Source organism: Streptomyces poonensis, from assembly GCF_014650915.1.
GTDB classification, from domain to species: Bacteria; Actinomycetota; Actinomycetes; order Streptomycetales; family Streptomycetaceae; genus Streptomyces; species Streptomyces poonensis.
This window is the reverse complement of the sequence record NZ_BMVW01000007.1, coordinates 1-25,792: the sequence shown is the minus strand read 5'-3', so window position 1 is coordinate 25,792 and position 25,792 is coordinate 1. Positions and strand designations below refer to the sequence as shown.

General features: G+C 72.3%; 21 protein-coding genes. 6 read left to right on the top strand and 15 right to left on the bottom strand.

Features of this window, described 5'->3' with window-relative positions; translation table 11 throughout:
* Window positions 1–2 precede the first annotated feature (2 nt).
* The gene (locus tag IE242_RS18735; protein ID WP_189860723.1) at window positions 3–710 is read right to left on the bottom strand and encodes a PP2C family protein-serine/threonine phosphatase; all 708 of its coding nucleotides are present in this window, start codon (window positions 708–710) and stop codon (window positions 3–5) included.
* A gap of 185 nt (window positions 711–895) precedes the next feature.
* Between IE242_RS18735 and IE242_RS38600 the strand changes: the two genes are divergently transcribed.
* Entirely contained in the window at window positions 896–3,067 is a 2,172-nt protein-coding gene (locus IE242_RS38600; protein WP_189860721.1) for an ATP-binding protein, read from the top strand.
* 161 nt (window positions 3,068–3,228) lie between these two features.
* Here the strand turns inward: IE242_RS38600 and IE242_RS18725 are convergent, their stop codons facing one another.
* The gene (locus IE242_RS18725) at window positions 3,229–3,939 is read right to left on the bottom strand and encodes a PP2C family protein-serine/threonine phosphatase (RefSeq protein ID WP_189860719.1); all 711 of its coding nucleotides are present in this window, start codon (window positions 3,937–3,939) and stop codon (window positions 3,229–3,231) included.
* Window positions 3,940–4,131: 192 nt separating this feature from the next.
* On the opposite strand from IE242_RS18725, the gene IE242_RS18720 reads away from it, so the two are divergent.
* Window positions 4,132–6,252 (top strand): ATP-binding protein, encoded by a 2,121-nt coding sequence (locus IE242_RS18720; RefSeq protein WP_189860717.1) that lies wholly within the window; start codon window positions 4,132–4,134, stop codon window positions 6,250–6,252.
* 213 nt (window positions 6,253–6,465) lie between these two features.
* Window positions 6,466–8,595: an ATP-binding protein gene (locus tag IE242_RS18715; RefSeq protein ID WP_189860715.1), complete on the top strand. Its 2,130-nt coding sequence runs from the start codon at window positions 6,466–6,468 to the stop codon at window positions 8,593–8,595.
* Window positions 8,596–8,688: 93 nt separating this feature from the next.
* Here IE242_RS18715 and IE242_RS18710 read toward each other — a convergent pair whose 3' ends face one another.
* The 5 genes from IE242_RS18710 to IE242_RS18690 all read right to left on the bottom strand — a co-directional run bounded on the left by IE242_RS18710 (window position 8,689) and on the right by IE242_RS18690 (window position 14,484).
* On the bottom strand, window positions 8,689–10,398 hold the full coding sequence (locus tag IE242_RS18710; RefSeq protein ID WP_189860713.1) for a bifunctional uroporphyrinogen-III C-methyltransferase/uroporphyrinogen-III synthase: 1,710 nt from the start codon (window positions 10,396–10,398) through the stop codon (window positions 8,689–8,691).
* Window positions 10,395–11,363, bottom strand: a complete 969-nt coding sequence (hemC, locus tag IE242_RS18705; protein ID WP_189860711.1) for a hydroxymethylbilane synthase — start codon at window positions 11,361–11,363, stop codon at window positions 10,395–10,397. Before hemC ends, IE242_RS18710 begins: the two co-directional genes overlap by 4 nt.
* Complete coding sequence (locus IE242_RS18700) at window positions 11,360–13,102, bottom strand: glutamyl-tRNA reductase (protein ID WP_189860709.1); 1,743 nt, start codon at window positions 13,100–13,102, stop codon at window positions 11,360–11,362. The genes hemC and IE242_RS18700 overlap by 4 nt, the downstream gene beginning before the upstream one ends.
* A complete protein-coding gene (locus tag IE242_RS18695) occupies window positions 13,099–13,854 on the bottom strand; it encodes a redox-sensing transcriptional repressor Rex (RefSeq protein WP_189860707.1) in 756 nt (251 codons plus the stop codon). Before IE242_RS18695 ends, IE242_RS18700 begins: the two co-directional genes overlap by 4 nt.
* A gap of 282 nt (window positions 13,855–14,136) precedes the next feature.
* Complete coding sequence (locus tag IE242_RS18690; RefSeq protein ID WP_373299537.1) at window positions 14,137–14,484, bottom strand: glutaredoxin family protein; 348 nt, start codon at window positions 14,482–14,484, stop codon at window positions 14,137–14,139.
* Window positions 14,485–14,668: 184 nt separating this feature from the next.
* Here IE242_RS18690 and IE242_RS18685 point away from each other — a divergent pair, with 184 nt between their 5' ends.
* The 3 genes from IE242_RS18685 (at window position 14,669) to IE242_RS18675 (ending at window position 18,313) form a co-directional block, all read left to right on the top strand.
* Window positions 14,669–15,589, top strand: coding sequence for an HAD family hydrolase (locus tag IE242_RS18685; protein WP_189860703.1), 921 nt, complete (start codon window positions 14,669–14,671; stop codon window positions 15,587–15,589).
* A gap of 337 nt (window positions 15,590–15,926) precedes the next feature.
* Window positions 15,927–16,742, top strand: coding sequence for an ECF subfamily RNA polymerase sigma factor, BldN family (locus IE242_RS18680; protein ID WP_189860701.1), 816 nt, complete (start codon window positions 15,927–15,929; stop codon window positions 16,740–16,742).
* 326 nt (window positions 16,743–17,068) lie between these two features.
* On the top strand, window positions 17,069–18,313 hold the full coding sequence (locus tag IE242_RS18675; RefSeq protein ID WP_189860699.1) for a DUF5667 domain-containing protein: 1,245 nt from the start codon (window positions 17,069–17,071) through the stop codon (window positions 18,311–18,313).
* 95 nt (window positions 18,314–18,408) lie between these two features.
* Here IE242_RS18675 and IE242_RS18670 read toward each other — a convergent pair whose 3' ends face one another.
* The 8 genes from IE242_RS18670 to IE242_RS18635 all read right to left on the bottom strand — a co-directional run bounded on the left by IE242_RS18670 (window position 18,409) and on the right by IE242_RS18635 (window position 25,659).
* Complete coding sequence (locus IE242_RS18670) at window positions 18,409–19,467, bottom strand: lysophospholipid acyltransferase family protein (RefSeq protein WP_189860697.1); 1,059 nt, start codon at window positions 19,465–19,467, stop codon at window positions 18,409–18,411.
* Between the two features lie 14 nt (window positions 19,468–19,481).
* Complete coding sequence (locus IE242_RS18665; RefSeq protein WP_189860695.1) at window positions 19,482–20,543, bottom strand: NAD-dependent epimerase/dehydratase family protein; 1,062 nt, start codon at window positions 20,541–20,543, stop codon at window positions 19,482–19,484.
* Between the two features lie 370 nt (window positions 20,544–20,913).
* Window positions 20,914–21,012: a 30S ribosomal protein bS22 gene (locus tag IE242_RS18660; RefSeq protein WP_003948845.1), complete on the bottom strand. Its 99-nt coding sequence runs from the start codon at window positions 21,010–21,012 to the stop codon at window positions 20,914–20,916.
* 167 nt (window positions 21,013–21,179) lie between these two features.
* Window positions 21,180–21,392 (bottom strand): helix-turn-helix domain-containing protein, encoded by a 213-nt coding sequence (locus IE242_RS18655; RefSeq protein ID WP_004984898.1) that lies wholly within the window; start codon window positions 21,390–21,392, stop codon window positions 21,180–21,182.
* 129 nt (window positions 21,393–21,521) lie between these two features.
* Window positions 21,522–22,337 (bottom strand): phosphatase, encoded by an 816-nt coding sequence (locus IE242_RS18650; protein WP_189860693.1) that lies wholly within the window; start codon window positions 22,335–22,337, stop codon window positions 21,522–21,524.
* 132 nt (window positions 22,338–22,469) lie between these two features.
* Window positions 22,470–23,642 (bottom strand): acetoin utilization protein AcuC, encoded by a 1,173-nt coding sequence (locus tag IE242_RS18645; RefSeq protein ID WP_189860691.1) that lies wholly within the window; start codon window positions 23,640–23,642, stop codon window positions 22,470–22,472.
* Window positions 23,593–24,912 (bottom strand): MFS transporter, encoded by a 1,320-nt coding sequence (locus IE242_RS18640; RefSeq protein ID WP_189860689.1) that lies wholly within the window; start codon window positions 24,910–24,912, stop codon window positions 23,593–23,595. Before IE242_RS18640 ends, IE242_RS18645 begins: the two co-directional genes overlap by 50 nt.
* A 99-nt stretch (window positions 24,913–25,011) precedes the next feature.
* On the bottom strand, window positions 25,012–25,659 hold the full coding sequence (locus tag IE242_RS18635; protein ID WP_189860687.1) for an HAD family hydrolase: 648 nt from the start codon (window positions 25,657–25,659) through the stop codon (window positions 25,012–25,014).
* Window positions 25,660–25,792 lie beyond the last annotated feature (133 nt).

Genomic DNA, 25,792 nt, shown 5'->3' with positions numbered 1-25,792 from the left:
CGTCAGGGCGGTGGAAGGGGGGTGTCGGGGGCCGGTTGAAGGAGCATCAGGGTGAGGTCGTCGGCCGGGACGGCGTCTCCGGTGTGCCGGTGGAGGAGGCCCAGGATGCGGTCGAGGGCCTGGTCGAGGGTGGGGGCGCGCAGGGCGGCGAGGGCGCGCCGGTCGAGGGGGAAGAAGGTGCCGTCGGCGGCGCGGGCGTCGGTGAGGCCGTCGGTGTGGAGCAGCAGGCGCTGGTGGGGGAGGACCTGGGCGCGCTGGACCTGGGGTTCCGGGTCCAGGCCCAGGGGTGGGGAGGGCAGGGGCGGGGGGAGGCGGGCGAGGCGGTGGTCGATGCGCAGGGGCGGTGGGTGGCCGCAGTTGACCAGGCGGACCTCGTCGGGAAGGAGGTCGGCGAGGAGGAGGGTGACGAAGTCCTCCTCGCCCAGGTGGGGGCGGATGCTGGCATCGAGGGTGCGGGCGAGGCGGACGGGATCCTCCTCGGCGGTCGCGGTGTCCCGGAAGGCGGCCAGGACGGCGGCCGCCAGCGGAGCGGCGGCGGGACCGTGGCCCCTGACGTCACCGAGGATCAGACGGGGTCCGGCCGGGGTGAGCACGGCGTCGTGCAGGTCGCCGCCGAGCCGCGCGCCGTCGGCGGGGCGGGAGCGGACGGCCAGGGCGAGGGATGCCTCGGCGATCAGTGCCGGCAGCGGCCGGGCACGGTCCGCGTGCACCACACCCCTCCTTGAGCTCACCACGACTCGCCCCGGCCCTGCGGGCAGGAAGGCGTAGCGCAATTTCTCACCTCTGGCGGCGGACCGCGGGCAAAGCGGCCGAAGTGCTGCGGACGGGCCCGGCGTGCTGCTAGCACCGAATCACCCGCGGACAAAAGCCGCGTCAGGGTCAGGAGGAGTTCAAGGTGGCGGAAGAGCGGCGGGTGGGGAACCTGCCCATGGAGACGGGCCGTCTGGTGGGGCGGCGGGCGGAGCTGGCCCAGGTGCGGCAGACGGTCCGGCGGTCGCGGCTGGTGACGGTGACGGGCGTGGGCGGGGTGGGCAAGACCCGGCTGGCCCGGCGGGTGGCGGGCGAGCTGCAGCCGTCCTTCGCGGACGGGGCGTGGTGGGTGGAGCTGTCCCCGCTCAGCGCGGGCAGGAAGGCGCTGCCGTACGCCATCGCCGAGGCACTGCCGCTGGCCGACCAGACCACCCGCCCGATGCTGGAGGTGGTCGCCGAGTACCTGGCCGGGCGGCAGGCGCTGCTGGTGTGGGACACCTGCGAACACCTGGTGGAGGACTGCCAGGAGGTGGCGGCGACGCTGCTGACCAGGGCCCCGGGCCTGCGCATCCTGGCCACCAGCCGCCGCCCGCTCGGCCTGTCCGCCGAGGAGGTGGTCGCCCTGGAGCCGCTGCCGGTGCCCGAGGCCGACGATGCGGCGGCCGAGGACAACGACGCGGTGATGCTGCTGACCGAGCGGGCGGCCGAGGCGGTCCCCGGCTTCACGGTCACCGACGCCAACCGCGCCGAGCTGGCAGCGCTGTGCCGCCGCCTGGAGGGGCTGCCCCTGGCCCTGGAGCTGGCCGCGGCCCGGCTGCGCGAGATGTCGGTGGCCGAGCTGAACCAGCGCCTGGCCGACCGCTACGCGATCCTCGGCGACACCGAGGGCGAGGACTACGACGCCGGCCCGTCCCCACGCTCTCGGCCTGGCTCGAGCGAGGAGGTACCGCCACGGCACCAGGCACTGCGCACCGCGATCGGCTGGAGCCACCAGCTGTGCACCCCGGCCGAACGGCTCGCCTGGGCGCGGCTGTCGGTGTTCGCCGGTTCCTTCGACCTGGAGGCGGCCCGCCGGGTACTGGCCGACGAGCGCCTGCCCATCGCCCAGGTCCCGTACCTCGTCGCGGCGCTGGTGCAGGACTCGATCCTGGAGTGGACGCCCACCGGGGCCGGGGAGCGGTACCGGATGCTGGACACCCTCCGTGAGTACGGCGCCTTCTGGCTGCACGAGCTGGGCGAGGAGCGGACCGTGCGCCGTCGGCACCGCGACCACTACCTGGCCCTGGCCCGCGCCGCCGACGCCGCCTGGATCGGACCCGGCCAGGCGGCCCTGTACGACGGGATGACCGCCGAGCACGCCAACCTGCGCGCCGCGCTGGACTTCTGCCTCGCCGAGGGCGACGGAGGGACCGCGCTGGAGATGGGAGGCGCGCTGTGGTTCTTCTGGTTCGCCTGCGGCTTCGCCCGGGATGGCCGCCACTACCTGGACCGGGCCCTGGCCCTGGACCCGGCCCCCGGGCCGACTCGGGCCAAGGCCCTGTGGGCCTGCGGCATCGCTGCCATCGCCCAGGGCGACACGGAGACCAGCAGCCGTTTCGCCACCGCCTTCCGATCCGCCGTGGCCGACGACACCGACCGTACCGCCCCTCTCGCCGCCGCCTATCTGGAGGGCGGCAGTCTCACCGTCAGCGGTCACCAGACGCGGGCCGCCAAGGTACTCGACATATCGGCGCATACCCGGCCGTGCCGCGGCCGCTACGACGCGGCGTGGTTCCTGGCACGCGCCGCACGGGCCTTCGTCCACGTCCACCTCGGGCAGTTCGCCGACGCCGCGGCCGTCGCCGACGATCTGTGCGCCGAATGCGGTCGGCGCGGTGAGACCTGGGCCCGCGCCTGGGGCGACTACATGCGCGCCCTCGCCGCGCTGGGACTGGGTCGGGCCGAGGAGGCCGCCATCCATGCCCGCACCGCCCTCGACGGCAAGCGCCGCCTCCGCGACAGTCTCGGCATCGCCATGGCCATCGACTTGCTCGCCTCCGCGGCCGTCGCGACCCGGAACGCCGCACAGGCCGCCCGGTTCCTCGGCGTCGCCGAGCAGATCTGGCGCACCCTCGGCACCCCTCAGATGGGCATGCCCGAACTCGTCGCGGCCCGGCGCGCGTGCGAGGCGGAAGCCCGCCGCCTCATCGGGGACGACGCCTACAAGGCCGCCTTCCACGGCGGCTACCACACCGACCCCGACGCCGGCATCGCCGAAGCCCTGCGCCCGCCCGGCCCCTCGCAGCACGCCCCCGCACAGCCCGGCTCCACCGGCTGACCCAGTCCGGGCCCACGGCGACGTACCGCGGCCTCTCCGGCTGACCCGGGCCCGCCCGGAACGTCCCGCACCGCCGAGCGAGGGCCCGGCCTCGCGGTGAAGCCGGCTCCAGCCCGTCGAGGAGGCCGTGACCGCGAGGCCACCCCTGCCGACGTGAACCGTCAGGGCGGGGAGAGGTCGGTGGCGCGGGCCGGCTGAAGAAGCATCAGGGTGAGGTCGTCGGCCGGGACGGCGCCTCCGGTGTGCCGGCGGAGGAGGTCCAGGACACGGTCGAGGGCCTGATCGAGGGTGGGCGCGAGCAGGGCGGCGAGGGCGTGCTCGTCGAGGGGGAAGAAGGTGCCGTCGGCGGCGCGGGCGTCGGTGAGGCCGTCGGTGTGGAGCAGCAGGCGCTGGTGGGGGAGGACTCGGGCGCGCTGGACCCGGGGTTCCGGGTCCAGGCCCAGGGGCGGACAGGGGTGGGGCGGAGGGAGGGGGACGAAGCTCTCGTCGATGCGCAGGGGCGGTGGGTGACCGCAGTTGACCAGGCGGACCTCGTGGGGGTGGACGTCGGCGAGGAGGAGGGTGACGAAGTCCTCCTGACCGAGGTGGGGGCGGACGCGGGCGTCGAGGGTGCGGGCGAGGAGGACGGGATCCTCCTCGGTGGCCGCGGTGTCCCGGAAGGCGGCCCGGACGACGGCGGCCAGCGGAGCGGCGCCGGGGCCGTGGCCCCTGACGTCGCCGATGAGGAGCCGTGGTCCGGCCGGCGTCATGACGGCGTCGTGCACATCGCCTCCCACCCGGGCGCCGTCGGCGGGGCGGACGCGGACAGCCAGGGCGAGACGAGCCTCGGCCATCAGCATCGGCAGCGACCGGGTGCCGTCCGCGTGCACCACACCCCTCCCCGAAATGAACACGGCTCGCCCCCAGGCTTGTGTGCAAGAAGGCGCGCAGCACTATCTCACTCGCGGGGGCGGGCCGTGGGCGAAGCGGCCGAAATGCTGCGGGCGGGTCCGGCGCGCTGCTAGCACCGAGTCACCACGCGCGAGGAAGCGCGGACGGAAGCGGGAAAGGGGACGGTCGCGGTGGTGGCGGAGCGGCGGGTGGGCAACCTGCCGGAGGAGAGCAATCGTCTGGTGGGACGGCGGGCGGAGCTGGCGCAGGTGACACGGGCGTGCGGACGGCACCGGCTGGTGACGGTGACCGGAGTGGGCGGGGTGGGCAAGACCCGGCTGGCCCGGCGGGCGGCGGACGAGCTGCAGCCGTCCTTCGCGGACGGAGCGTGGTGGATGGAGCTGTCCCCGCTCAGTCCGGGCATGGAGGCGCTGCCGTACGCGGTCGCCGAGGCGCTGCCGCTGGCCGATCAGACCACCCGGCCGATGTGGGAGGTGATCGCCGAGTACCTGGCCGGGCGGAAGACCCTGCTGGTGTGGAACACCTGTGAGCACCTGGTCGAGGAGTGCCGGCAACTGGCGGGGACGCTGCTGTCGATGGCCCCGGGCCTGCGGATCCTGGCCACCAGCCGCCGCCCGCTCGGCCTGCCCGCCGAGGAGGTGCTCATCCTCGACCCGCTCCCGGTGCCCGTGACCGACGAGGACGACACGACGGACGCGATGCTGCTGCTGGCCGACCGGGCCGCGCAGGCCGTGCCCGGCTTCACCGTCACCGACGCCGACCGCGCCCAACTGGCCGCCCTCTGCCGCCGCCTGGAAGGGCTGCCCCTCGCCCTGGAACTGGCCGCGGCCCGCCTGCGCGAGATGCCGGTCGCCGAACTGAACCAGCGGCTCGACGACCGGTACGCCGTCCTCGGCGACACCGACGGTGGGAACTACGGAGTCCGTCCGCGCTGGCACCAGGCGCTGCGTACCGCGATCGGCTGGAGTCACGAGCTGTGCACCCCGGCCGAGCGGTTGCTGTGGGCGCGGCTGTCGGTGTTCGCCGGCAGCTTCGACTCGGAGGCGGCCCGGCAGGTCTGTGCCGACGCGCAACTGCCCGGGGAAGAGGTGCCGTCGCTACTGGGCGCCCTGGTGGAGAAGTCGATCCTGACCTGGGTGCCCACCGGGGGCGGCGAGCGGTACCGGACGCTGGACACCATCCGCGAATTCGGCACCTTCTGGCTGCACGAGCTGGGCGAGGAGGAGGCTCTGCGGTGCCGGCACCGGGCGTACTTCCTCGCGCTGGCCCGCGCGGGGGACGCCGCCTGGCTGGGGCCGCACCAGTTCACCTGGTACGACCGCATGGCCGACGAGCACGACAACCTGCGCGCCGCGCTGGAGTTCTGCCTGGCCGAGCCGGACGGGCATGCCGCGCTGGAACTGGCCGGCGCCCTGTGGTTCTTCTGGTACGCCTGTGGGTTCGCCCGGGAGGGCCGGCACTACCTGGACCGCGCCCTGGCCGCGGACACCGCACCGAGCGGGGCGCGCACCCAGGCCCTGTGGGCCGCGGGGCTCGCCGCGGTCGGCCTCGGCGACGCCGAGTCCGCCGCCGCCCGCAGCGAGGAAGGCCTGGCCGCGGCCGAACAGCAAGGCGACGACGCGCTCGACCCCGCCCTCGGGGCCTTCGTGTGCGCCGTTTCCCTGCGGGGTGACCTGGCGGCCATGGAGGCCGTGACCGACCGCATCTTCGCCCTGCCGCAGAAGGACGACGTACTCACCCTGGCCCCGCTCTTCGGCCTGCAGGTCCGTAGCCACGTTCTCATCTCCGCGGGCGAGCCGGCGAAGGCGCTGACCCACCTCGAGCGGCTGCGCACGCTGTGCGACCGGCACGGCGAGCGATGGACACGCGCGTTCTGCGACTACTTCCAGGCTCAGGCCGAACTGGCGCTCGGCCGGCCCGACGCGGCACAGCACCACGCCCGGGAGGCGTTGCGGATCAAGCACCGGCTCCACGACCGCATGGCGATCGGTCTGCTCATGGACACGCTCGCCGTGGCCACCGGCGCCGCCGGGCAGGCCGAGCGCGCGGCCTGGCTGCTCGGCCTGGCCCATCAGGTCTGGGACACCCTCGGGGCGCCGCAGATGGGCCAGCCCCAGTGGGTGGCCGCCCGCCAGGCGTGCGAACGCCAGGCCCGCGCCGCCCTCGGCGACCACGGCTACCAGCTCGCGTTCGACACCGGCCACGCCACCGACCTGGACACCGGAATCGCCGAGGCCCTCATCCCGGCTGACCCGGCACCCCGCTCCCCCGCACAGCCCGGCGCCACCGGCTGATCAGGCCGGAACCCACGGCGATACACCGCTGTCCCCGCCGATCAGGTCGTCGACCGCCTGCGCCGAGCGTGAAGACGCAGGGCACTCTCCCACTTCCGGTGGCGGGCCGTCGGCGAAGCGGCCGAAGTGCTGCGGGCGGGTCCGGCGCGCTGCTAGCACCGAGTCACCACGCGCGAGGAAGCGCGGGCGGGAGCGGGAAAGGGGACGGTCACGATGGTGGCGGAGCGGCGGGTGGGCAACCTGCCGGAGGAGAGCAATCGTCTGGTGGGACGGCGGGCGGAGCTGGCGCAGGTGACACGGGCCTGCGGACGGCACCGGCTGGTGACCGTGACCGGAGTGGGCGGGGTGGGCAAGACCCGGCTGGCCCGGCGGGTCGCGGACAAGCTGCAGCCGGGCTTTGCGGACGGGGCGTGGTGGGTGGAGCTGTCCCCGCTCAGCGCGGGCAGGAAGGCGCTGCCGTACGCGATCGCCGAGGCACTGCCGCTGGCCGACCAGAGCACCCGGCCCATGCTGGAAGTGGTCGCCGAGTACCTGGCCGGGCGGGAGGCGCTGCTGGTGTGGAACACCTGCGAGCATCTCGTCGAGGACTGCCGGGAGGTGGCGGCAACGCTGCTGACGGTCGCCCCGGGCCTGCGGATCCTGGCCACCAGCCGCCGCCCGCTCGGCCTGCCCGCCGACGAAGAGGTGCTCACCCTGGCCCCGCTGCCGGTGCCCGGGACCGACGAGGACGAGGCGGCGGACGCGGTGGTGCTGCTGGCCGAGCGGGCGGCCGAGGCGGTCCCCGGCTTCACGGTCACCGACGCCAACCGCGCCGAGCTGGCGGCGCTGTGCCGCCGCCTGGAAGGGCTGCCCCTCGCCCTGGAGCTGGCCGCGGCCCGCCTGCGCGAGATGCCACTGCCCGAGCTGAACCGGCGGCTGGACGACCGCTACGCGATCCTCGGCGACACCGACGGCCCGGACTACGACGCCGACCCTCCCTGGCACCAGGCGCTGCGCACCGCGATCGGCTGGAGCCACCAGCTGTGCACCCCGGCCGAACGGCTCGCCTGGGCGCGGCTGTCGGTGTTCGCCGGCACCTTCGACGCGGAGGCGGCCCGGCAGGTGTGCGCTGACAAGCTGCTGCCCGGCCAGGAGGTACCGGCCCTGCTCGGGGCGCTCGTGGAGAAGTCGATCCTGGTCTGGGAGCCGACCGGGGCCCAGGAGCGGTACCGGATGCTCGACACCATCCGCGAGTACGGCGCCCACTGGCTGCGCGGCCTGGACGAGGAGCGGGTGGTCCGCCTTCGCCACCGTGCCCACTTCCTGCACCTGTCCCGCACCGCCGACGCCGCCTGGTCCGGGCCCGGCCAGGTCGTCTGGCGCGACCGGACGGTCGAGGAGTTCGCCAACCTGCGGGCCGCACTCGACTGCTGCCTCGCCGAGGAAGACGGGTACGCCGCGCAGGAGCTGGGCGGGGCGCTGTGGTTCTTCTGGTACGCCTGTGGTTTCTCCAATGAGGGCCGTCACTATCTGGACCTGGCCCTGGCCCTGGCCCCGGGCTCCGGGCCGGCCCGCGCCAAGGCCCTGCTGGCCCGCGGTCTGGTCGCCGTCATCCAGGGCGACGGACCGGCCTGCATCCGTCTCGCCGCCGAGTTCCGCGAGGCCGTGGCCGGGGACACCGACGACACCGCCGTGTTCGCCGCCGCCTTCCTGGAAGGCGTCGGTCATGCGGAGTGCGGCCGGCACGCGCAGGCGGCCGAGGCGTACGACGCGACGCCGCGCACTCGGCCCGGCACCGGGCGGTACGCCGCGATGTGGTTCCAGTTGCAGGCCAGCTCGGCCTTCGTCCGCGTCAACCTCGGACAGTTCGCCGACGCCGAGGTGATCGCCACCGAACTGCGCGCCGAGTGCGCCCGGCGCGGCGAGGTCCATGTACGCGCCTGGAGCGACTACATCCGTGCCCTCGCCACGCTGGCCCTGGGACGGGCGCAAGAGGCCGTGATCCATGCCCGCACCGCCCTGGACGGCAAACGCCGCCTGCATGACAGCCTCGGCATCGCCCTGACCATCGAGCTGCTCGCCTCCGCCGCCTGCACCGCCGGGGACGCCGCACAGACCGCACGGCTCCTCGGCCTCGCCGACCAGATCTGGGACACCCTCGGCACCCCTCAGGCGGGCATTCCCGAACTCATCGCCACCCGGCAGGCGTGCGAGGCGCGCACCCGCCACCTCCTCGGTGACGACGCCTATCGGACCGCCTTCCGCACCGGCTACGACACCCACCTCGACACCGGCATCACCGAAGCCCTGCGCCCACCCGACCCCTCGTACCAGGCCCCCGCACAACCCGACCCCACCGGCTGACCGGGCCGGCACCCACAACGACGGCTCAGGGGCGCCCCGAACACCGGGGCACCCCTGAGCCGTCGTTCCAGCCGGCAGCGAACGCGTGACCGATCAGGTCGTCGTCGACCGCCTCCGCCGCGACCCCGGCCGCCGCTCGCTCGGCCGCGTCACCGGGTCCCCGGCCTCCAGCGCGGCAGCGCGCCGCCGCAGCCCGAAGTCGGCCAGCGCCTCCGCCAGCTTGTGCACGGACGGCTCGGGGGCCATGACGTCGACGCGCAGCCCGTGCTCCTCGGCGGTCTTGGCCGTCGCGGGACCGATACACGCGATGACGGTCACGTTGTGCGGCTTGCCGGCGATGCCCACCAGGTTCCGCACCGTGCTCGACGACGTGAACAGCACCGCGTCGAAGCCACCGCCCTTGATGGCCTCCCGCGTCTCGGCCGGCGGCGGCGACGCCCGCACGGTGCGGTACGCCGTGACGTCGTCGACCTCCCAGCCCAGCTCGATCAGCCCGGCGACCAGGGTCTCCGTGGCGATGTCGGCACGCGGCAGGAACACCCGGTCGATCGGGTCGAAGACCGGGTCGTACGGCGGCCAGTCCTCCAGCAGGCCGGCGGCCGACTGCTCGCCGCTCGGCACCAGGTCCGGCTTCACACCGAAGGAGATCAGGGCCTTCGCCGTCTGCTCGCCCACCGCCGCGACCTTGATGCCCGCGAAGGCACGCGCGTCGAGCCCGTACTCCTCGAACTTCTCCCGTACGGCCTTGACCGCGTTCACCGAGGTGAAGGCGATCCACTCGTACCGGCCCGTCACCAGGCCCTTGACCGCGCGCTCCATCTGCTGGGGCGTGCGCGGGGGCTCGACGGCGATCGTCGGGACCTCGTGCGGGACGGCCCCGTAGGACCTCAGCTGGTCGGAGAGCGACGCCGCCTGCTCCTTCGTCCGCGGGACGAGCACCTTCCAGCCGAACAGCGGCTTGGACTCGAACCACGAGAGCTGGTCGCGCTGCGCGGCGGAGGACCGCTCACCGACCACGGCTATCACCGGGCGCCCGCCGTCCGGCGAGGGCAGCACCTTCGCCTGCTTCAGCGTCTGCGCGATGGAGCCGAGGGTCGCGGTCCAGGTGCGCTGCCGGGTCGTCGTACCGCCGATCGTGACCGTGAGGGGGGTGTCCGGCTTGCGGCCCGCCGACACCAGCTCGCCGGCCGCGGCCGCGACGGAGTCCAGCGTCGTCGAGACGACGACCGTGCCGTCCGAGGCGCCCACCTCCGTCCAGCAGCGGTCGGAGGCGGTGCGGGCGTCCACGAACCGTACGTCGGCGCCCTGCGCGTCCCGCAGCGGCACACCCGCGTACGCGGGCACGCCCACGGCGGACGCGATGCCGGGCACCACCTCGAACGGCACGCCCGCGGCGGCGCACGCGAGCATCTCCCCGGCCGCGTAGGTGTCGAGTCCGGGGTCCCCGGTCACCGCACGGACGACCCGCTTGCCGCCCCGCGCGGCCTCCATGACAAGATTGGCCGCGTCCCTCGACGCGGGGACACCAGCGGTTTTTGACGAGCCGTCAACTACCGCCAGCTGAGGCGTGCCCGTGCCCGGGAACAGATCCGAAGAGTTCCCGGCGGCGGTGTCAAGGACGGCAACGCCTGCCCGGGCGTGCGCGCGGACGACGTCGAGCACCTCGTGCTCGCCGACGAGGACGTCCGCGCTGGCCAGCGCCTCTACGGCGCGCAGTGTGAGCAGTCCCGGATCCCCGGGTCCGGCACCGAGGAAGGTGACGTGACCGTGGTCCGGACCGGCGGGAAGGGTGGTGGGGCTCAATGTGCTCGCTCCCCCATCAGACCGGCCGCGCCCTTGGCGAGCATCTCGGCCGCGAGTTCGCGGCCGAGCGCCATCGCCTGGTCGTGCGTCTCGGGCACGGGACCGGTGGTGGACAGCTGCACCAGCGTCGAGCCGTCGGTGGTACCGACGACGCCGCGCAGGCGCATTTCCTTGGCAATCTGCCCGTCGGCCTGGAGGTCGGCGAGCGCGCCCACGGGTGCGCTGCAGCCGGCCTCCAAGGCGGCGAGAAGAGACCGCTCGGCGGTCACGGCGGCCCGCGTGAACGGGTCGTCGAGCTCGGCGAGCGCGGCGACGAGGTCTGCGTTGTCCGCAGCGCACTCGACCGCCAGGGCCCCCTGGCCGGGGGCGGGCAAAACTGTGTCGACCGACAGGAAGTCGGTCACCTCGTCGATCCGGTCGATCCGGTTCAGTCCGGCGGCGGCGAGGACGACGGCGTCCAGCTCGCCGCTCTGGACGTATCCGACGCGGGTGTCGATGTTCCCGCGGATCGGCACGGTCTCGATGGTGCGGCCGTGGCTGCGGGCGTACGCGTTGAGCTGGGCCATGCGGCGCGGCGAGCCGGTGCCGACGCGCGCGCCCTCGGGCAGCTCGTCGAAGCGCAGCCCGTCGCGGGCGACGAGGACGTCACGCGCGTCCTCGCGCACCGGCACCGCGGCCAGCACCAGGTCGGGGTGCTGTGCGGTGGGCAGGTCCTTCAGGGAGTGCACGGCGAAGTCGACCTCGCCGCGCAGCAGCGCGTCGCGCAGCGCCGCGACGAAGACGCCGGTGCCGCCGATCTGCGCGAGGTGCTCGCGGGAGGTGTCGCCGTACGTCGTGATCTCCACGAGCTCGACGGGCCGCCCGGTCACCCGGCGCACCGCCTCCGCCACGTGACCGGACTGGGCCATGGCGAGCTTGCTCCGCCTGGTCCCGAGCCTCAGTGCCGGTGCCTGCTGCTCACTCATGCTCGCCCTCGGTTCTCGGCGTGTCGGTCGTTCTCGGTCTCGGTGTCGGCCCGCGAGACGGCGGCGACCGTCTCCTGATCCAGGTCGAACAGGGTGCGCAGCGCGTCGGCGTACCCGGCGCCACCGGGTTCGGCGGCGAGCTGCTTGACCCGTACGGTCGGCGCGTGCAGCAGTTTGTCGACCACGCGCCGTACGGTCTGCGTGATCTCGCTGCGGTGCTTGTCGTCGAGGCCCGGCAGGCGGCCCTCCAGCCGCGCCATCTCGCCCGCGACGACGTCGGCGGCCATGGTGCGCAGCGCCACGACGGTGGGCGTGATGTGCGCGGCCCGCTGGGCGGCGCCGAAGGCGGCCACCTCGTCGGAGACGATGCGCCGCACCTGGTCGACGTCGGAGGCCATCGGCGCGTCGGCGGAGGCCTCGGCCAGCGACTCGATGTCGACCAGCCGCACCCCGGCCAGCCGGTGCACGGCCGCGTCGATGTCGCGGGGCATCGCCAGGTCCAGGAGCGCGAGCACGGGCTCGGGCCGGGGCAGCACGGCGACGGGCTCGGGCCGGCGCCGCTCGGGCACCCGGCCGGTGACGGAGGCGGTGGCGGCGAGCGCGGTGATCAGCTCGGCGTCGGCGCCGGACACCGTACGGCTCTCGCGCCGGTCGACCGTCCCGTTGTCCACCCAGGCCGCGTGCTGCTCCAGCGTGGCCGCGTCCATACCGGCCACCGCGTCCTCGCCGAGCAGGGAGAAACCGCCCTGCGCGGCCGGCAGGTCGAGCGGGCAGCCGTCCTCGGTCCCGACCGAGGTGGGCGGCAGCGGCGTCTCCTCGCGCGCGGTGCGCTGGGGAGCCGGGACCGTACGCGCGGACGCGGCGTCCGGGGCCGACGGCTCGGCGGAGACCTCCGCGACCCGGCCCTCGACCGCCGCCGCGACCGCCTCGGCCGTCAGGACCAGGCCCGTGGCGCCCGTGCAGGACACCGCGACGTCGGCACGTGTCAGTTCGTCCGCAACCGCGTCCATCCGTACCGCACGGGCGACGACGTCCGTTCCGTCCTGCTCCGTGAGGATCTGGGCGAGGCGCTCGGCGCGGTCGTACGTCCGGTTGGCGATGACGATCTCGGCCACACCCGCGCGCGCGAGCGTCGCCGCGGCCAGCGAGGACATGGAGCCCGCGCCGATCACGAGGGCGCGCTTGCCGCGGGCCCAGGCCTCGACGTCGCCGCCGTCCGCGAGCTGCTCCAGGCCGAAGGTGACCAGGGACTGGCCCGCGCGGTCGATGCCGGTCTCGGAGTGGGCGCGCTTGCCGACTCTGAGGCCCTGCTGGAACAGATCGTTCAGCAGCCGCCCGGCCGTGTGCAGGTTCTGCGCCTTGGCGAGGCTGTCCTTGAGCTGGCCGAGGATCTGGCCCTCGCCGACCACCATCGAGTCCAGGCCGCAGGCCACGGAGAACAGGTGGTGGACCGCGCGGTCCTCGTAGTGCACGTACAGGTAGGGGGTGAGCTCGTCCAGCCCGACCCCGCTGTGCTGGGCGAGCAGCGTGGACAGCTCGGCGACACCGGCGTGGAACTTGTCCACGTCGGCGTAGAGCTCGATGCGGTTGCAGGTGGCGAGCAGCGTGGCCTCGGTGGCCGGCTCGGCGGCGACCGTGTCCTGAAGCAACTTGATCTGGGTGTCCTGGGACAGCGCGGCCCGCTCCAGCACGCTGACCGGGGCACTGCGGTGGCTCAGTCCGACGACGAGGAGACTCATGCCGGCATCACGGCGGGGACGTCCCCGTCGGGTCCCTTTCCGGACTCCTTGCGCGCCTGGAGGACGGCACCGGGCTCCCCGGCGGCCTCCTCACCGGCCTTGCGCTGCTCGTGGAAGGCGAGGATCTGCAGCTCGATGGAGAGGTCGACCTTGCGCACGTCGACGCCGTCCGGTACGGACAGCACGGTCGGCGCGAAGTTCAGGATGGAGGTGACCCCGGCGGCCACGAGCCGGTCGCAGACCTGCTGGGCGGCGCCGGCGGGCGTGGCGATGACACCGATCGAGACACCGTTCTCGGCGATGATCGATTCCAGGTCGTCCGTGTGCTGGACGGGAATGCCCGCGACGGGCTTGCCGGACATCGCCGGATCCGCGTCGATCAGCGCCGCGACACGGAAACCACGGGACGCGAACCCGCCGTAGTTGGCGAGCGCGGCGCCGAGGTTGCCGATACCGACGATCACAACCGGCCAGTCCTGGGTGAGGCCCAGTTCACGGGAGATCTGGTACACGAGATACTCGACGTCGTAACCGACCCCACGTGTCCCGTAGGAGCCCAGGTACGAGAAGTCCTTGCGCAGCTTCGCGGAGTTGACCCCGGCCGCGGCCGCGAGCTCCTCGGAGGAGACGGTGGGCACCGAGCGCTCCGAGAGCGCGGTCAGGGCGCGGAGGTACAGCGGAAGCCGGGCGACGGTGGCCTCGGGAATCCCTCGGCTGCGGGTCGCCGGTCGGTGAGTTCGGCCAGTTGCCACGGTGCTCCTGCGGGTAGAGCGGGGCTGCAGGCGGTCATACGTCCCCAGACCGCCCCGTCGACAGCAGGCTATGTCTTTGTGAACGCGTGCACAAAGATGGTGTCCGATTTGCCCGCCCAACGTGACCGGGCTCACGCACTCCCGGCGCGTTTTCAGGGAACCGAAGCGTGCGCGCCGTCGTTCCTCAGTTACTGGGGGCAAAACCGCACACTTCCCTCAACGATCCACGCCCCCGAGACCAATCCGCCGTCGATCCTAAGCGACCTGCCGGTTCTCTTTGGACTACTGAGTCAGTGCCGCGCGCAGCCGCTCCTCGTTCACACGCCAGAACGTGTGCTGCTTGCCGTTCACCAGGACGACCGGAATCTGTTCCCAGTACGCCCGGTGCAGCTCCTCGTCCTGAGTGATGTCCTTGCCCTCCCAGGGGACTCCGAGCTCCCCGCAGACCTTCTCGACCACGGCCTGGGCGTCCTCGCACAGGTGGCATCCGGGCTTCCCGATCAGGGTGACGAGCTGCCCGGCCTCCCGGGCTCCGTGTGACTCTCGCAACTCAAGAGCCTCCTGAGGTGCGGTTTTCTGCTCCGTGCTACGGCGGTCGGCGCGCCGGAAGATGGGACTCATGTCGGCCATTCTCGCGCCGCGGCATCCACAGGGAACCCCCGCGCCCCGGCTCGCGCCCGAGCCCGCAACCTGCCGTCTCCGTGCGCCCGCGCACCGAGCGGCTCACTTCCTCGACGACTCGGCCGCGGAGTGTTCACAGCCTCGGAACCTCTCCGCTCCGGAAGCACCGAACGGACTGGCTATGCTCACCGTCATGGCCGCTCTCGGATGGCTCACCCCCCGTAGGCGCTCCGCCACGGCGCGGAGCGTATTGGCAGGCGAGGCCTCGGCGGAGGCAGCCCGGAAGACCTCGCAGGACCAGGAACTGACCGGCGATCTCGAGCCGCAGTTCCCCGTCCACGGCGACGACAAGGCCGCCGCCTTCTTCGACCTCGACAACACCGTCATGCAGGGTGCCGCGCTGTTCCACTTCGGCCGGGGCCTGTACAAGCGGAAGTTCTTCGAGACCCGCGACCTCGCCCGGTTCGCCTGGCAGCAGGCGTGGTTCCGGCTGGCCGGGGTCGAGGACCCCGAGCACATGCAGGACGCGCGCGACTCCGCCCTGTCGATCGTCAAGGGCCACCGGGTGGCCGAGCTGATGACGATCGGCGAGGAGATCTACGACGAGTACATGGCCGAGCGCATCTGGCCGGGAACCCGCGCGCTGGCCCAGGCGCACCTCGACGCGGGCCAGAAGGTGTGGCTCGTCACGGCGGCCCCCGTGGAGATCGCCACGGTGATCGCCCGCCGTCTCGGCCTGACGGGCGCCCTGGGCACCGTCGCGGAGTCGGTCGACGGCGTCTACACGGGCAAGCTGGTCGGCGAGCCGCTGCACGGACCGGCCAAGGCGGAGGCGGTCCGCGCGCTGGCGTCGGCGGAGGGCCTGGACCTGACGCGCTGCGCGGCGTACAGCGACTCCCACAACGACATCCCGATGCTGTCCCTGGTCGGCCACCCCTACGCGATCAACCCGGACAGCAAGCTGCGCAAGCACGCGCGCGAGTTCGACTGGCGGCTGCGCGACTACCGTACGGCCCGCAAGGCGGCCAAGGTCGGCCTGCCGGCGGCGGCCGGGGTGGGTGCGGTGGCGGGCGGCACCGCGGCGGCGATCGCCCTGCACCGCCGTCGCCGCTGACCCGTCCGCGAGCCCTCACACCGTCCCTCCGGACACACATGCGTCACTCCCCGCGCCCGACGTGCCCACCCCCGTCGCGCTCTCCGCACCCGGGCACAACACGCCTTTGAGCGATGCCCAACGTGGACTTATCCGAGCAACAAGTGGACACCAACCGGCACTTGAACGTGCGTCAATCGATAACAGACGCGACGTAATCGACGATTTAGGCAACTGGGTGTAGCAGGGCCTGCACGAAGCGTTATTCTCCTCAGACGCAATCCGGTACCCCTCCGTCGCCACGACGGGTGAACGGTCCCGTACTGCACGTGATGCAAGCTCTGCCTCTGGGAGTCCCGTGTACCCACACGTCGGGGTTGACGCCTCGGGCCTGGCTACGCTGCGCGCAACGGTCCTGGGATTGTTGCGCGACTTCGTCCCCACCGCGTACGCCGTCCCCGCACTCGCCGCGCCCGCTGCCCCCGTCCGCCCGTGCTACGCGCTCGCCGACGGTATCGAACAGGGAGCCCGCAGCGCCGCCGTCGCGGGGCGGAGGTCGGGTGACGTCACCAGACGCGGCCGCGGCGGCTCGGCCGCCACCGCTCGCCGCCCTGCCGCGGACAGCGACAGCGCCCGGATGATGGACCTCGTGGAGCGCGCCCAGGCCGGCGAGGCGGACGCGTTCGGGCGGCTGTACGACCAGTACAGCGACACCGTGTACCGCTACATCTATTACCGGGTGGGAGGCAAGGCGACCGCCGAGGACCTCACCAGCGAGACCTTTCTGCGGGCCCTGCGCCGCATCGGGACGTTCACCTGGCAAGGGCGCGACTTCGGCGCCTGGCTGGTCACCATCGCCCGCAATCTGGTCGCCGACCACTTCAAGTCGAGCCGCTTCCGGCTCGAGGTCACCACCGGCGAGATGCTCGACGCCAACGAGGTCGAGCGCTCCCCCGAGGACTCCGTGCTGGAGTCCCTCTCCAACGCCGCGCTCCTCGACGCCGTCCGGCGCCTCAACCCCCAGCAGCAGGAGTGCGTCACCCTCCGCTTCCTGCAGGGCCTCTCCGTCGCCGAGACGGCCCGCGTGATGGGCAAGAACGAGGGCGCGATCAAAACTCTCCAGTACCGCGCCGTGCGCACTCTCGCCCGGCTGCTGCCCGAAGACGCCCGCTGAACGTCGCCGCTCCACCGCTCTCCCCGCCTTCCGCACACCGAGCCGGCGAACCGTCTCACCGCGCATCGCCCCCGCAGCACCGGGACCTGTTCACGCACACGGTCAGCGACGCGTAACTCACTTTGCGTTAACGCATGTTGACTCCCCAGTTCCGTCATTCGTCGTCCGTAACCCAAGTGCCGCGCCGCTCGTTGTGCGGGATGCAGGCTCCCTATGGTCACACCTTGGCCGACATCGATCACTCGATCGTGTGGAAGTGGTCGGGGGTGTGCAACCCTCAGGAACCCCTGGGGAGTCGACCGTCACGACGAGAGGAGGTGCCGCCAGTGATCGCGAACGTATCGGCGCACCGGCGGGCGAACGCCTTCGCCCAGGCTCTGGAGGAGCTGTCCGACCGGGACACGGTGGCCGAGCAGCCCGACGTCCCGGCCCCGGCGGCTGCGGAACGGACCGAGCAGGGCCGTCTGCTGGCCCTCGCGACGGGCCTGGGCGGGCTGCCCAAGCCGGAGCTCGACCCCGAAGTGAAGGTCGTCCAGCGAGCCCGGCTCGTGGCCGCGATGGAGGCCATGCTCCAGGAGGGCACCGCGGGCCAGGAGGCGGCGGACCCTTCGGTTCCCCCGCAGAAGGGGAGCCATCGGGCGCGGGGCACGCGCCGGGCGAGCCCGTTGGGAAAGCTGCGCCCCCGTTCCCGGCTGAGCAAGGGGCTCGCCGCGGGCGGGCTCAGCGTCGGTGTGGCGGCGGGAGCCTTCGGCGGTGTCGCCGCCGCCAGCTCCGACGCCCTCCCCGGTGACTCGCTGTACGGCCTCAAGCGCGGCATCGAGGACTTCAAACTGACCATGGCCGACGACAGCACGGACCGCGGCCGGCTCTACCTCGACCAGGCGTCCACCCGGCTCGGCGAGGCCCGCCGGCTCATGGAGCGCGACCGCGCGCGCGACCTCGACCACGAGGACCTCGGCGAGATCCGCCGCGCCCTGAACGGCATGCGCCACGACGCGGAGGAGGGCCACCGCCTGCTCCGCGAGGCCTACGAGCACGACCCGGACTCCTTGGACCCCATCCAGGCCCTCTCCGCCTTCTCCAGCTCCCACCGCGGCACCTGGGGGGCACTGCGCGACAGGCTCCCCGTGCAGCTCGGGGACGTCAGTCAGCAGGTGTCGTCGGTGTTCGACGCCATAGACGACGAGGTGGCCCCGCTCCAGTCGCTGCTGCCCCAGGCCCCGGCCCAGAGCGGTGACGGACGGCAGCGCGGCACGGGCCCCGGTTCCACCAGTTCCACGGAGACCGGCGACCGCCCGGCCCCCAGCGACGGCGACTCCCCCGAAAGCGGCCACCACAGCGGCGGCGACACCCCGCAGCCGTCCGCCTCACAGTCCGGCGGCGACAGCGACAGCGAAGGGCTGCTCGGTGGCACCACGGGCGGCCTGCTGGACCCGCCGAAGGAGGACGCCACCAGTTCCTCCCCGTCGGCGGGCAAGAGCACCCCGTCCGAGGAGCCGGACGTCACCCTGCCGCCGATCCTCCCGGGCCTGCTGCCCGACCTCGGCATCGACGGCCAGGACACCGAGTAGCTCCCTGCGTACGGCGGTGGGGGCGCCCCTTCGGCGAGGGGCGCCCCCACCGCCGTACGCGAGGACCTCGACGACGCGGCGAGGCCACGACGAGGTCAGAAGAACACCGACCGCCGCTGCACCAGCAGCTTGTACAGCGTGTGCTGGATCTGCTCCCTGACCTGGTCCGTCAGATTGAACATCAGCATCGGGTCGTCGGCGGCCTCCGGCGGATAGCCGTCCGTGGGGATCGGCTCACCGAACTGGATCGTCCACTTCGTCGGCAGCGGCACCGCCCCCAGCGGACCCAGCCACGGGAACGTCGGCGTGATCGGGAAATACGGGAAGCCCAGCAGCCGCGCCAGCGTCTTGGCGTTGCCGAGCATCGGGTAGATCTCCTCGGCGCCCACGATCGAGCACGGGACGATCGGCGTGCCCTGCCGCAGCGCGGTCGACACGAAGCCGCCCCGCCCGAACCGCTGGAGCTTGTACCGCTCGCTGAACGGCTTGCCGATGCCCTTGAACCCTTCCGGCATCACCCCGACCAGTTCTCCCCGCACCAGCAGCCGTTCGGCGTCCTCCGCACAGGCGAGGGTGTTCCCGAACTTGCGGGCCAGCTCGTTCACCACCGGCAGCACGAACACCAGATCGGCTGCCAGCAGCCGCAGATGCCGGCCCGCCGGGTGGTGGTCGTGCACGGCGACCTGCATCATCAGGCCGTCCAGCGGCAGCGTCCCGGAGTGGTTGGCGACGATCAGCGCCCCGCCCTCGGACGGAACGTTCTCGATGCCCTTCACCTCGACCCGGAAGTACTTGTCGAACAGCGGTCGCAGCAGGGACATCAGGACCTGGTCGGTGAGCTCGGCGTCGTAACCGAAGTCGTCGACCTCGTAGTCGCCCGTGAGGCGCTTGCGCAGGAAGGCCAGCCCGCCGGCGATACGGCGCTCCAGGCCGCCCTCCTGGGCCCGGTCGGGCCGCTGCGGCGGCTCCGGCTGCTCATGCGTCACAGGGACATCATCCTGCCCGGGCAACCGCTTGGGCAGGGGCTCGACCTCACGGACGACCGCGGGCTCGCCCTTGCGCCGGCTCCCCGCGGTCCGGCGGCGCGGCGGGCGCTGTACGGCACCGGCGCGCGACCGGTCGTCGTCGAACGGAATGACCTTGGCATCCGCCATTGTTGATGCGCTCCTCAGTTGGCGCTCTGCGTCGGGGGGTGGCCTCCGCCCAGGGCGGGCAGTGCGGCGAGGCGGTCGACGGCCCTGGTGAGGGTCTCCGGCGGCAGCAGCCCGGGGCCGCGGCTGCGGGCGTAGTCCGCGAACGTCTCCGCCGTCGTGTACTTCGGCCGGTAGCCCAGCGTCTCCCGCATCTGGTTCGTCGCCACGACCCGTCCATGGGTCAGCAACCTCAACTGCTCCGGCGAGAAGTCCGTCACGCCCAGCGTACGCACGGCCGACCCCAGCCAGCTGACGGCCGGCATCAGCAACGGCACCGTGGGCCGGCCGAGCCGCCGGGCGCACTGCGACAGCAGCAGCACGCCGTCCCCCGCGACGTTGAACGTCCCGCTGTTGAGCGTGCCGCGCTCGGGCTCGTGCGAGGCGATCCGCAGCACCTCGATCACGTCGTCCTCGTGCACGAACTGCAGCCGCGGGTCGTAGCCCAGCACGGTCGGCAGCACCGGCAGCGAGAAGTACGAGGCGAGCGGCGAGTCCGCGCTCGGCCCGAGGATGTTCGCGAACCTCAGCACGCACACGGACACGTCGGGCCGGCGGCGCGCGAACCCGCGGACGTACCCCTCGACCTCGACGGTGTCCTTGGCGAAACCTCCGCTGGGCAGGGACTTGGGCGGAGTGGTCTCGGTGAACACGGCCGGGTCGCGCGGCGCCGACCCGTAGACGTTCGTGCTGGACTTGACCACCAGCCGCTTGACGGCCGGGGACTTCTGGCAGGCCCCCAGCAGCTGCATGGTGCCGATGACGTTGGTCTCCTTGACCGAGGTCCGGCTGCCGCTGCCCAGCGGGGTGCCCGTGACGTCCATGTGCACGACGGTGTCCACGTCGTGCTCGGCCAGCACCCGCCCGATCGTGGGCTGCCTTATGTCGGCCTGTACGAAGTCCGCGCCGCCCAGGTGGTGCTCCGGCGGCATCGCGTCCACGGCGATCACCCGCTCGACCTGGGGGTCACGCTGGATCCGTCGTACGAACCGGCCCCCCAGCTGACGGGCCACCCCGGTCACGAGTACGACCTTGCCCAAGATCAGCGCCTCACTTCCAGACGTCGATACAGCGTGGATAGCGTGGATGCAGCACTGAGTGCCGCTGCCCGTACTCTGCCGCGTTCCCCGTGTGCGGCCACGTTAGCGGGTTGTTGTTGCGCTGTGATGACTGCCAGATGCATGAAGTGACGGCGGGACCGCACGTCCGATCGGACCCGGCCACTCGCTGGCCGGTCGTGCGCCCCGCCGCCGCCACGCGCGCCGCGGCGGCCGAGTACGACCGTGGCCCCCACGGGTACGACTGTGGCCCCCCACCAGAGCTGGTGGGGGGCCACAGAGCGCGCTGTTCGCGGCGCTCGCCAAGAGTCGCAAGGCACACTTTCCGGAGGTCAGACCCCCGGTGCGGGCCTTACTTCTTGTTGCGACGCTGAACGCGGGTGCGCTTGAGCAGCTTGCGGTGCTTCTTCTTGGCCATCCGCTTGCGCCGCTTCTTGATAACAGAGCCCACGACTACCCTCGCTCACTTCTCATCACTCGGTGCTGGGCGCCATGGGCCCACACGACCTACGAGGGGCTAGCCTACCCGCCCGAGCGCTGAGCTCGTAATCGAGGGGGGCCGAGGATGATCCGGGCGTCCCGCGGGACCTCCGGAGAGCCCCGGCCCCTCGAAGACCGTCAGGCCGTCTCCACCCCCACATAGCTCTCGCGGAGGTACTCGTGAACCGCTTGCTCCGGAACCCGGAATGACCTCCCCACCCGGATCGCCGGCAGATGACCGCTGTGCACCAGCCGGTACACGGTCATCTTCGACACTCGCATCACCGAGGCGACTTCCGCCACGGTCAGGAACTGAACCTCGTTCAGAGGCCTCTCGCCAGCTGCAGCCATGACACACCTGAACCTTCCGCACTCGACGGCCACCGGCTTCCCCTTCCGGTGACTCTTCGTCGTTGCGCGCTCACTCCCCAGATTAGGGGCGGGTGATGCGAGTGGGGAAGAGGGGATGGCATCGGCGGCTTACTGTGACAGACACGCCCGATTGAGTACGTAGCGGGTCAGCGGTCGGTAGTAATCAGATCGCACAGCGTCATCTACCGGAACGACGACGGACACCCGCCCCTCTGCCTGTCCGACGAAGAGCGCGGGGTCGTCCGTATCCCCCAGGCCAATGGCCTCGCACCCCAGCTGACCTGCGCCGCAGACCCATCCGTGGTCCCCGATGACCAGCTCCGGCAGCGGTCCGCCCCGTCTCGCGGCAGCGTCCAGAACCGTACGTACGGGGAGCGGTGAATGTGTGTGCGCGCCCGTTCCGCAACCCGTGCTCCGAGCGCCGGGTTCGCGTACCAGCGCGACTCTTCGTACGTAGTCGAGGTTGTACGTACGTAGACCGAACCGGGTCGTTATGTCGACACGTTCACCCATCGCAGGGGTGAGAACCTCACATCCCGCCGCCGACAAGGCGTCTGCGAGCGCGCCGTAGAAGCCGAGCAGTCGGTGCGGATGCCCGGTGCCGAGGAGCACCGGCGCCCCGCGCCGGACGGCGTCCGCGAGCCGTTCCGCGAAGGCGTGCAGCCCGCTCAGCGTCCGCTCCGGATCGATCACATCCAGCCCAGAAGTGACGCTGGGATCGTCCGAAACTCCACACTTCTCCGCCATCAACCGGATCAGATCCGTCTGACCCCACTGATGTTCGGGGTTGATACCGATCAGTACCCGCGGATCCCGGGCCGCGAACAGCCGATAGCTGCGCAGGCTTTTCTCACGTGTGGTGGCGACGGTCCCCGCAAGCCGTACGGCCAGCAGATGGGCCCGCAGCGCTCCGGTGCTCAACACAGGGCCGATGGTGACGTACGGCCCCGGGCATCACCTCGGAATCGGGGAAACACCGCACGGTCGGCCTAGCACCCGGTCGTCTCGCGGCCGCCTCCCGCCACCCCCCGGTCGTCTCCCGGTCCCGCAGTCCGGCTAGGCCAGCAGGCCCCGCAGCGGGAACACCGACCGCCGTGCCGCCAGCACGGCCTGGTCCAGCCGGTCCGCGGGGTCGTACCCGAGCTCCCAGTCCGCCCAGGACACCGGCCACCGGCCGTCGGTCATCCGCGCGGGCGCCAACTGACGGGTGCGGGCGAAGACTTCCTGCCGCCATGCCTCGGGGATCACCGTCGTCGGCTCGACCGGCCGGCCCGCCGCGATCGCCACGAGATGCGTCCACGACCGCGGTACGACGTCCACCACCGCGTATCCGCCGCCGCCCAGGGCGATCCACCGGCCGTCGGCGTGCTCGTGCGCCAGGTCGTGGCAGGCCAGCTGTACGGCCCGCTGCGCGTCCAGCGACACCGCGAGGTGCGCCAGCGGGTCCTCGAAGTGCGTGTCGGCGCCGTGCTGGGTGACCAGTACCTGTGGCCGGAAGTCGGCGAGCAGTTCGGGCACGACGGCGTGGAACGCCCGCAGCCATCCGGCGTCGCCGGTGCCCGCGGGCAGGGCCACGTTGACCGCCGAGCCCTCGGCGTGGTCCGCTCCCGTCTCCTCCGGCCATCCGGTCTGCGGGAACAGCGTCCGCGGGTGCTCGTGCAGGGAGATCGTGAGGACCCGCGGGTCCTCCCAGAACGCCGCCTGGACCCCGTCCCCGTGGTGGACGTCGACATCCACGTACGCCACGCGATCGGCGCCGAGTTCCAGCAGCCGCGCGATGGCCAGCGACGCGTCGTTGTACACACAGAACCCGGAGGCGCCGCCCGGCATCGCGTGGTGCAGCCCGCCCGCGAAGTTCACCGCGTGCAGCGCGTCGCCCCGCCACACCGCCTCGGCGGCCCCCACCGACTGCCCCGCGATGAGCGCGGACGCCTCGTGCATACCGGCGAAGGCGGGGTCGTCCAGGGTGCCCAAACCGTACGACCCGTCGGCCGACCCGGGATCGGCGGAGGCGGCCTTGACCGCCGCCACGTAGTCCTCACGGTGCACGAGCCGCAGGGTCGACTCCCCGGCGGGCTTCGCCGCGACGAGCTCCATCTCCCGGTCGAGCCCGAGGGCGCCGACCAGGCTCCGGGTCAGGGCGAGCCGGACCGGGTCCATCGGGTGCTGCGGGCCGAAGTCATAGCCCGTTACTGCCTCGTCCCACATCAGCTGTGCGCGGCCGCTCATGCCCGCCACCGTACCGGTCGGTCTGGGACGCGAACGAGCGGGCGTACACCAGCGTCACCAGCACCAGAGCCATCGGTACGAGCATGGCGCCGCGGTAGCTCCACGCGTCCCCCAACGCTCCCACCAACGGCGAACCGATCAGAAAACCCACATAGTTGAAGACGTTCAGCCGCGCCACGGCCGTGTCGGACGCCCCCGGGAACAGCCGCCCCGCCGCCGCGAACGTCTGCGGCACCAGTACGCACAGCCCCAGACCCAGCAGCGTGAACCCGAGCATCCCCACCCAGGCCCCCGGCGCCCCGGCCACCACCGCGAACCCGAGCGCGGCCACCAACGCCCCCGCCCGCACGACCGCCACGGCCCCGAACCGCCGTACCCCGATGTCCCCGACGGCCCGCCCCAGCAGCGTGGTCACCATGTACACGTTGTACGGGACCGTCGCCAGCTGCTCCGAACCCCCCAGCGCGTCCTGCACGTACTTCGCGCTCCAGTTGGAGACCGTCGAGTCACCGATGTACGCGAAGGTCATCACCAGGCAGAGGGGCAGCAGCAGCTTGAAGACCACCGGCCCCGATTCTGCGGCGGTCTGAGGCTCCCCGGTGGTCTGAGGCTCTCCGGTGGTCTGAGACTCTCCGGTGGTCTGAGACTCTCCGGTGGTCTGCGTCCCCGGGTCCGTCCGGTCCGTCCGGTCCGTCCGGTCCATCCGGTCCGTCTCTCCGTCGACGTACCACCGGCTGCCCACCAGCGCCGCCGGCAGCAGCACCAGCACGACCGGCAGGTACGACACCCACAGCGCCAGCTCCCAGTGCGCGCCCGCCCAGGCCAGCGAGGCTCCCACGATCCCGCCCAGGCTGTAGGCCGCGTGGAAGCCGAGCATGATGCTGCGCCCGTACGTCCGCTGCAGACTCACCCCGAGCATGTTCATCGACGCGTCCAGCGCACCGACGGCCAGGCCGAACGCGGCGAGCGCGACAGCCAGGGCGGCCATCCGGTCACCCGCCCCCACGCCCAGCAGCGCCAGCAGCACCACGGGCTGGGACCAGCGCAGCAGCCGGCTGGGACGTACCCGCCGTACCAGCCGCTCGGTGACGACGCTGCCCACGCCGGCCAGCACCGGCACGGCGGCCAGGAAGGCGGGCAGCAGCGCGTCGGACACCCCGTACCGGTCCTGAATGGCCGGAATCCGCGTCACCAGCAACGCGAACGCGACACCCTGAGCGAAGAAGCCGAACGCGAGCGAGGCCCGGCCGCGCCGCAGCACATGCGTCATGGCGGGACAGAGTAGAGCCCGGGTGCGTGCGGAGACAGGGGGAGAGCGGGAGAAAGTTGAGGGTCCCTCAACTCGCCAGGTCAGTTGATCGACAACTGATCAGCAAGCGATCAGGCTGACGAGTTCCCGCATGTCCGTGAAGTGCCCGGTGGCCCGGGCGAGTCTGTCGGCGGGCGTCATGGCCGTGAACCCGTACACGTCCATCCCGGCCGCGACGGCCGCCTGGACCCCGAGCGGGCTGTCCTCGACGACCACACACCGCTCGGCCGGCACTCCCATGGTCCTGGCCGCGTACAGGAAGAGATCCGGTGCCGGCTTGCCCCGTCCGACGTCCTCCGAGCTGAAGACGCGCCCCTCGCCGAACCATCCGTCCAGCCCGGTTTTCCTGTGCCCCACCCGGATCCGCTCATGACTTCCCGAGGAGGCCACGCAGTACGGCACTCCGTCCGCGGCCAGCTTCTCCAGGACGTCCACGACGCCGTCCACCGGCTGCAGCTCCCGCTCGAAGGCGGCGAACACCCGTCGGTGGAAGACCGTGTCGAAGTCCTCCGGCAGCCGCTGCCCCGTGCGCTCGAGCAGGAGATCGTGGACGCGGTGCATGGCGGACCCCATGTAGTCGCGGATGGAGTCCTCGTATGTCGTGGGGTGGCCCAGTTCCGTGAGGTAGGCCGCCAGGAGCCGGTTGGAGAGGGGCTCGCTGTCGACGAGGACGCCGTCGTTGTCGAAGATAACCAGGTCGTAGCGCATACCTCGACAGTAAACCGACGACAAACGCAGAAAACCCCGCACCGTGAGGTGCGGGGTTTTCTCAAGAATTGTTCGGCGGCGTCCTACTCTCCCACAGGGTCCCCCCTGCAGTACCATCGGCGCTGTAAGGCTT